This window comes from Mycobacterium sp. (assembly GCF_044342925.1).
GTDB lineage: Bacteria > Actinomycetota > Actinomycetes > Mycobacteriales > Mycobacteriaceae > Mycobacterium.
The window spans coordinates 1-6580 of record NZ_JBIIOV010000175.1 but is presented as its reverse complement, the minus strand read 5'-3'; the positions used below and the strand labels follow the sequence as shown (position 1 = coordinate 6580).

Annotated in this window: 6 protein-coding genes and 1 pseudogene; 3 read left to right on the top strand and 4 right to left on the bottom strand. The window is 68.5% G+C overall.

Annotated features, from left to right (window positions below; translation table 11 throughout):
- Positions 1 to 21: 21 nt before the first annotated feature.
- Together ADBZ6I_RS15035 and ADBZ6I_RS15030 are read right to left on the bottom strand one after the other, a co-directional pair.
- Complete coding sequence (locus tag ADBZ6I_RS15035; RefSeq protein WP_526385208.1) at positions 22 to 849, bottom strand: serine hydrolase domain-containing protein; 828 nt, start codon at positions 847 to 849, stop codon at positions 22 to 24.
- An 11-nt stretch (positions 850 to 860) separates the two neighbouring features.
- Positions 861 to 1808, bottom strand: a complete 948-nt coding sequence (locus ADBZ6I_RS15030; RefSeq protein WP_526385206.1) for a DUF808 domain-containing protein — start codon at positions 1806 to 1808, stop codon at positions 861 to 863.
- Between the two features lie 70 nt (positions 1809 to 1878).
- Between ADBZ6I_RS15030 and ADBZ6I_RS15025 the strand changes: the two genes are divergently transcribed.
- A complete protein-coding gene (locus ADBZ6I_RS15025) occupies positions 1879 to 2964 on the top strand; it encodes an S-(hydroxymethyl)mycothiol dehydrogenase (protein ID WP_526385204.1) in 1086 nt (361 codons plus the stop codon).
- Positions 2961 to 3593, top strand: a complete 633-nt coding sequence (locus tag ADBZ6I_RS15020) for an MBL fold metallo-hydrolase (RefSeq protein ID WP_526385202.1) — start codon at positions 2961 to 2963, stop codon at positions 3591 to 3593. The genes ADBZ6I_RS15025 and ADBZ6I_RS15020 overlap by 4 nt, the downstream gene beginning before the upstream one ends.
- Before the next feature lie 113 nt (positions 3594 to 3706).
- Here the strand turns inward: ADBZ6I_RS15020 and ADBZ6I_RS15015 are convergent, their stop codons facing one another.
- Positions 3707 to 4864, bottom strand: coding sequence for a zinc-binding dehydrogenase (locus ADBZ6I_RS15015; protein ID WP_526385200.1), 1158 nt, complete (start codon positions 4862 to 4864; stop codon positions 3707 to 3709).
- Positions 4865 to 4900: 36 nt separating this feature from the next.
- Positions 4901 to 6307, bottom strand: coding sequence for an Hsp70 family protein (locus ADBZ6I_RS15010; RefSeq protein WP_526385198.1), 1407 nt, complete (start codon positions 6305 to 6307; stop codon positions 4901 to 4903).
- 80 nt (positions 6308 to 6387) lie between these two features.
- On the opposite strand from ADBZ6I_RS15010, the pseudogene ADBZ6I_RS15005 reads away from it, so the two are divergent.
- A pseudogene (locus tag ADBZ6I_RS15005) lies at positions 6388 to 6580 on the top strand (nitroreductase family deazaflavin-dependent oxidoreductase); the annotation flags it as partial.

Here is a 6580-nt window from a genome sequence, read left to right as displayed (position 1 = left end):
CCCTTTGGGACCCTTGTTGCGCTAGTCCGAGTTGAACTCGGATAACACCTGGTCGGACAGGGCGGGCCAGAGCGGTTTGGCCCAGTCGTCGAAGTCCCGGTCGGTGAGCACCACCAGGGCGAGCCGGCGGGCCGGGTCGACCCACAGGAAAGTGCCGGACTGCCCGAAGTGCCCGTAGGTTTCCGGTGAGTTCGACGACCCGGTCCAATGCGGGGATTTGTGGTCGCGGATCTCGAACCCCAGACCCCAGTCGTTGGGTCGCTGCGCGCCGAATCCGGGCAGCACGCCCGTCAGCCCGGGGAACTGCACGCGGACGGCTTCGGCATGCATCTCGGGCGAGACAATCCGGGGTTCGAGCAGGTCGGCGGCGAAAACGGCAAGATCGGTCACCGTCGACACCGCGCCGTAGCCGGCCGTCTGCGTGCCGCCGTCCAGGCGGGAGGAGGTCATGGCCAGCGGCCCGAACACCGCCTCGTCGAGGTAGCGGCTGAACTCGATCCCCGCTTCGGCCTGCACCAGTCCCGCCAGCACTTCGAAGCCGTAGTTGGAGTAGACCCGGCGACTGCCTGGCTTGGCCAGCACCTCCGCGGACTGCATGGCAAGACCTGAGGCGTGCGCCAGCAGATGCCGAACCGTCGAACCCGGCGGTCCGGCCGGGGTGTCGAGGTCGACCGCGCCCTCCTCCACCGCGACCTGGACCGCGCGGGCCACCAGCAGTTTGGTGACCGAAGCCAGCCGGAACTCCCGCGCGGTGTCGCCGTGAGTGGCCAGCACCCCGGACGGCGACACCACCGCGGCGGCGGCTGTGGGCACCGGCCAGTCGGTGATGAGATTGAGGGCCCTGGACATTCCGGGGGACACTAGTGCGGCTTATCCGCCTTGGCCCGGCGGAACGGCAGCCGTTCGCCGACGAGCACGATAATGACGCCGACGATGGTGCCGAGCACCGCCGAGATCAGGGTGTTCACCACCCAGCCGAGTACGCCGCCGACGACGGGGACGCCGTGCACGAGGTGTTCGACTTCGTGGACGAGGTGGTACGGCGCGCCCCAGCCCAGCTCCGCCGATCCGGCGAGCAGGATGTGCCCGCCCACCCACAGCATGGCGGCCGTGCCGATCACAGACAGCCAGGCCAGGACTTTCGGCATGCCGGTCACCAGCATCCGGCCGAATCGCTGGGTCCGCGGGGACGAACGCTGAGCCAGGTTCAGGCCGATATCGTCCATTTTGACGATCAGCGCGACCACGCCGTAGACCCCGACGGTGATCCCCACCGCGACGACGGCGAGGATGATCCCGCGGGATACCACCGGCTCGTGCATAACCTCCTTGAGGGCGATCACCATGATCTCCGCGGAGAGGATGAAGTCGGTCCGAATCGCTCCGGCGATCGTCTTCGCCTCGGCGTCGGGTCCGAGTTCGACCGACGGGGCGTCGTGGTCGTGATCGTCGTGCCGGAGCCGGTGGATGATCTTGTGCGCGCCCTCGTAGCAGAGGTAGCACCCGCCGAGCATCAGGATGACTTCGACCACCTTCGGCGCGATCGAGCTGAGCAGCAGCGCCACCGGGAGGATGAACAGCAGCTTGTTTCGTAGTGAGCCCTTGGCGATCCGCCCGATGATGGGCAACTCGCGCTTGGCCTCGAGTCCTTGTACATACTGCGGTGTCACCGCCGTGTCGTCGACGACCACCCCGGCCGCCTTCACGCTGGCCTTCCCGGCGGCAGCACCCACGTCGTCGATGGAGGCGGCGGCCAGCTTGGCCAGGGCAGCAATATCGTCGAGTAAGCCGACAAGACCGCCTGCCATGCACTTCCCTTGCTGTCCGTGGTTTGAGCGCGACATTACCCCGTTTACCGGGACGATAAGGTCTGGACTCATGAGCCAGACGGTGCGCGGCGTGATTTCGCGGAGCAAGGGCCAGCCTGTCGAGCTGGTCGACATCGTGATCCCCGACCCGGGTCCGGGCGAGGTGATCGTCGACATTGCGGCCTGCGGGGTGTGCCACACCGACCTGACCTACCGGGAGGGCGGCATCAACGACTCCTACCCCTTCCTGCTCGGCCATGAGGCCGCCGGCGTGGTGGAGACGGTCGGGGAGGGCGTGACCCAAGTGGTGCCCGGCGACTTCGTCATCCTGAACTGGCGAGCGGTCTGCGGACAGTGCCGAGCTTGCAAGCGGGGCCGGCCGTGGTACTGCTTCTCCACCTTCAACGCCACCCAGAAGATGACACTCACCGACGGCATTGAGCTGACCCCCGCGCTGGGGATCGGCGCCTTCGCCGACAAGACCCTGGTGCACGAGGGCCAGTGCACCAAAGTCGATCCGCACGCCGACCCCGCGGTGGCCGGGTTGCTGGGCTGCGGGGTGATGGCCGGAATCGGCGCGGCGATCAACACCGGTGGGGTGGGCCGCGACGACACCGTGGCGGTGATCGGCTGCGGCGGGGTGGGAGACGCCGCGATCGCCGGCGCGAAACTCGTTGGCGCGCGCCAGATCATCGCCGTCGACACCGACGACACCAAGCTGGCATGGGCGCGGGACTTCGGCGCCACCCACACCGTCAACGCCCGCGAACTGGACGTTGTCGAGGCCATTCAGGATCTGACCGACGGCTTGGGGGTGGACGTGGTGATCGACGCCGTCGGGCGACCGGAGACCTGGAAGCAGGCGTTCTACGCTCGTGACCTCGCCGGAACCGTTGTGCTGGTGGGTGTTCCGACACCGGACATGCAGCTGGAGATGCCGCTGGTGGACTTCTTCTCCCGGGGTGGGTCATTGAAGTCGTCCTGGTATGGCGACTGCCTGCCCGAGCGGGACTTCCCCACCCTTATCGACCTCTACCAGCAGGGCAGGTTGCCGCTGGAGCGGTTCGTCACCGAACGCATCGGCCTGCAGAACGTCGAAGCCGCGTTCCACAAGATGCACGGCGGCGAGGTTCTGCGTTCGGTGGTGGTGTTGTGACCGCTGTCAACGGAGTCCAGCGGGTCGTCACCCACGGCACCTTCGAACTCGACGGTGGCAGTTGGGAAGTCGACAACAACATCTGGATCGTCGGCGACGACTCCGAGGTGATCGTCATCGACGCCGCCCACGACGCCGCGGCCATCGGGGATGCGGTTGCCGGTCGGCATGTCGTAGCGGTGGTCTGCACGCACGGACACAACGACCACATCACCGTGGCCCCGGAATTGTCCGCGCTGCTGGACGCGCCGGTGTTGCTCAACCCCGCCGACCGGATGCTCTGGGAGATGACCCACGCCGCTCTACCGTTCAAGGAACTGCGCGACGGCCAGATCCTCAAGGCCGGCGGCATCGAGTTGCACGCCATCTCCACCCCTGGCCACTCCCCCGGGTCGACCTGCCTCTACGCCCCGGCGCTGGGCGCGGTGTTCTCCGGAGACACCCTGTTTCACGGCGGACCGGGCGCCACCGGCCGGTCGTTCTCCGATTTCCCGACGATCCTGGCCTCCATCAAGGACAAGCTGGGGGCGCTGCCCGCTGACACCGTGGTCTGCACCGGGCATGGAGATTCGACGTCGATCGGCGATGAGTTGGTGCACTACGACGAATGGGTGGTGCGGGGCCGCTGACATTCGGGATCGCGGTTCGCTGTCGCTAGCCGTGTTCGGCGTGGAGGACGGTTTGTCGCTCGAAGGCGGGCAAAAGTATCAGTGCTTCCCGGACAGGACCCGCGGCGTCGGGGCTACGCCAACTCGGTCGAACTCCGTGGATCGATGATCACCTTCGCGTGCTTCTCCGGATCGCCCAGTGCCCAGAAGGCTCCGGCCACTCCGTTCAGCCCGACCTTGCCGGTGATCAGCGGTTCGGCCGCCAGTTTGCCGTCGGCCAGCATGTGCAGGCTGTCCCGGAATTCCAGCGGCGTGTAGCCGAATACGAACCGCATGTCGATTTCCTTGCCCATAGCCATAGCCGGGCGGAAGGTGTCAGGGCTCATGCAGAAGCCGACGACGACGACACGGGTGTTAAGCGGCGCCGCAGCGGTGACCTCTTCGATCATGCCCGGCACACCCACGCATTCGAAGATGACCGGCCGCTTGGGCCCAGCGGCGCCGAGCGCATCGGCAGCCCTGTACACATGCTCCCAACGCGGCAGCTTGCGCAGCCTTTCCATCGAGCCCAGAGCCAATTTGGCCAGCCCGGGAAAGTCGGTCACCATGCCCTTGCCCACCGCTCTGTCGTAGGGCGCTTCGACCGCCGGGTCGACGACGATGTCGGCGCCGCACCGACTGGCGAGCGCTCGGCGCGCGGGTGAGAAGTCGCTGGCGACGATGGCTTCGACACCCATTGCCTTGAGCTGACAGATGATCGAGAGCCCGGCGGGGCCGCAGCCCACGACCACTGCGGTGTCGCGCTTCTTGATCTCACTTCGCCGCACGGCGTGCAGAGCGACGGCCATCGGCTCGGTCAGCGCCGCGATATCCAGTGGTAGCCCATTGGGCACCGCGAACGTCATTGCGGCCTGCACCACAACCTGCTCGGCATAGGCACCCGGCGCCAGCGGCGAAAAACCGATCATCTGCCCATCGCCGTGGACCCGGATCATCGGGAAGGACACCACCCCGGTTCCGGCCTTGAGCCCCTTGGGCGTCTTGGGACCGCGTTCTACAACCACACCGGAGAACTCATGCCCCATGACGGTGGGGGTATTCCGGCGAATGCAGTCGTGGTAACCGACGTCTTCGAAAACGTCGGCGAGTTCGTCGGCATGGTCTTTGGCGTGCAGGTCCGATCCGCAGATGCCGCAGGCCGCGACATCGAGCACCAACTGTCCCTCGCCGGGGTGCGGGTCCGGCATATCGACCACCGACAGGACTCCGTGCTCACAGCTGACTGCCCTCACTCTGGTGAGTCTAGTTGCGGTGCAGTCGCGGCGAAATCAGCCCGCAGGTGGCGGAAACAGCTGTGGCAGGCCGGGTATGGCCGATTCCGCCGGCACGGCCACCACGGCGCGCGGAGCAGCGGCAGCCGGGACCTCGGCGGGAACGCTCGACGCGGGGGCAGCGGGGGTAACGCCGCGGTCGCCGCGCAGGGCCAGGGCGGTCGCGCCCCCGGCGCCGGCGATCACCATCAGAGCGGCCGCCGCGACGACGATCGGCCGGTGGTGCCACGGCGTGGCCGGCGACGGCGCGCGAGCCGGTGCGGCCGCGAAGCGCGGCCGCGGCCACACCGCAGCGGACTTCGGCGGCTTGGGCCAGGGCAGCGGCACCAGATCCGGGATGTCGGAGGCCTCCGACCAGGCCACCGGCGCCGGGGCGGGATCGGCGGGCGCGATCCCCGTTTCCTCGGGGTGCTGTCCGGCGTCGTGAGCCATCCGGGCGGCTCCCACCGCGGCGGCCAGAGCGGGCTTGCGGCGGGTGATCACCGGCACCCGTAGGTGCGCCGACAGGGTGGTGGTGACCGCGGGGATGGCGGCTCCGCCACCGACCGACACCACCGCCGCCAGCGCTGTCGGCCCAATCCCGTTGCGGTGCAACATGTCCTGCACCGCAGCCGGCACACCCGCCAACGGGGTGCGGATGATGTCGTCGAGTTCGGGACGGGTCAGCCGAATGTCCCCGCGCAGGCCTGCCGGTCGTCCCGGTACGGCGGTGACGGTGTGTGCCGAGAGCCGTTCCTTGGCAGCGCGGCACTCCTCGCGCAGCCGAATCAGCGGGCCAATCGCCGACGTTCCGGTGCTGCCCGGCGTCACGCCGGCCGTGGCGAGCACATGGGTCAGCAGCGCCCGATCGACGCCGTCGCCACAGAAGTCGGGGTAGCGCAGCGGGGCACCCACCGGCTCCGTCGCGGTGGCGAGGTCCACGAGGGTGATGGTGGTCGCGGTGGCACCGAAGTCGCACACCGCGACCACGCCGCGGTTGGGCAGCTCCGGGTCGGATCGCAGCGCGGCCAGCGCGGCCGCATAGTCCGGCATCAGTGTCAGTTGGGCCGAAGGGCCCGACCACGGCTGCACACGCCCCAGCGCGCGGCGCAATGCGTTGACCGCCTGCTGTCCCCAGTGCCCCGGGTAGGCGACCGCGACGGCCGCCGGCACCGGCCGCCCGGCGGCTGTGGTTCGGGCCAGTTCGTGCAGCGCTTCGGCCAGCAGGGCGGCGCCGGAATGCACCGATCCGTCGGCGGCGACGATCCCGATCGGGTCACCCACCCGGTCCACGAAGTCGTCGATCGGCAGGCCGGCACGGATCACGACCGGCCGTCCGGACACAACGCGGTCGGCGATCACGGCGGTCAGAGTGGTGGCGCCGACGGACAGACCGACCGCCGGGCAGCTGGGCCTGCAGTCCACGGGAGTCATCTCACCGGGTATTTCGGTGCCGGTTGCGCCGGTGTTACTCCGCCGATGGGGAGGTGACTTACATTCGTTCAGTGACCGAAGCGGGATTTCCCGATGCCAGGTGGGGGTCGGATTCAGGGCGGTTACGCGACGTTTTCGACGCGTTCGCGGCCACTCCGGTGGGCTCCCGGTGCATCCGTGCGCTGGTGCCGCTGGACCGGCGATTGCTCAGTAAGACCAAGGGCCGCTACACCGTGCTGGGCCCGTTCGGGTACCAGGTGCTGG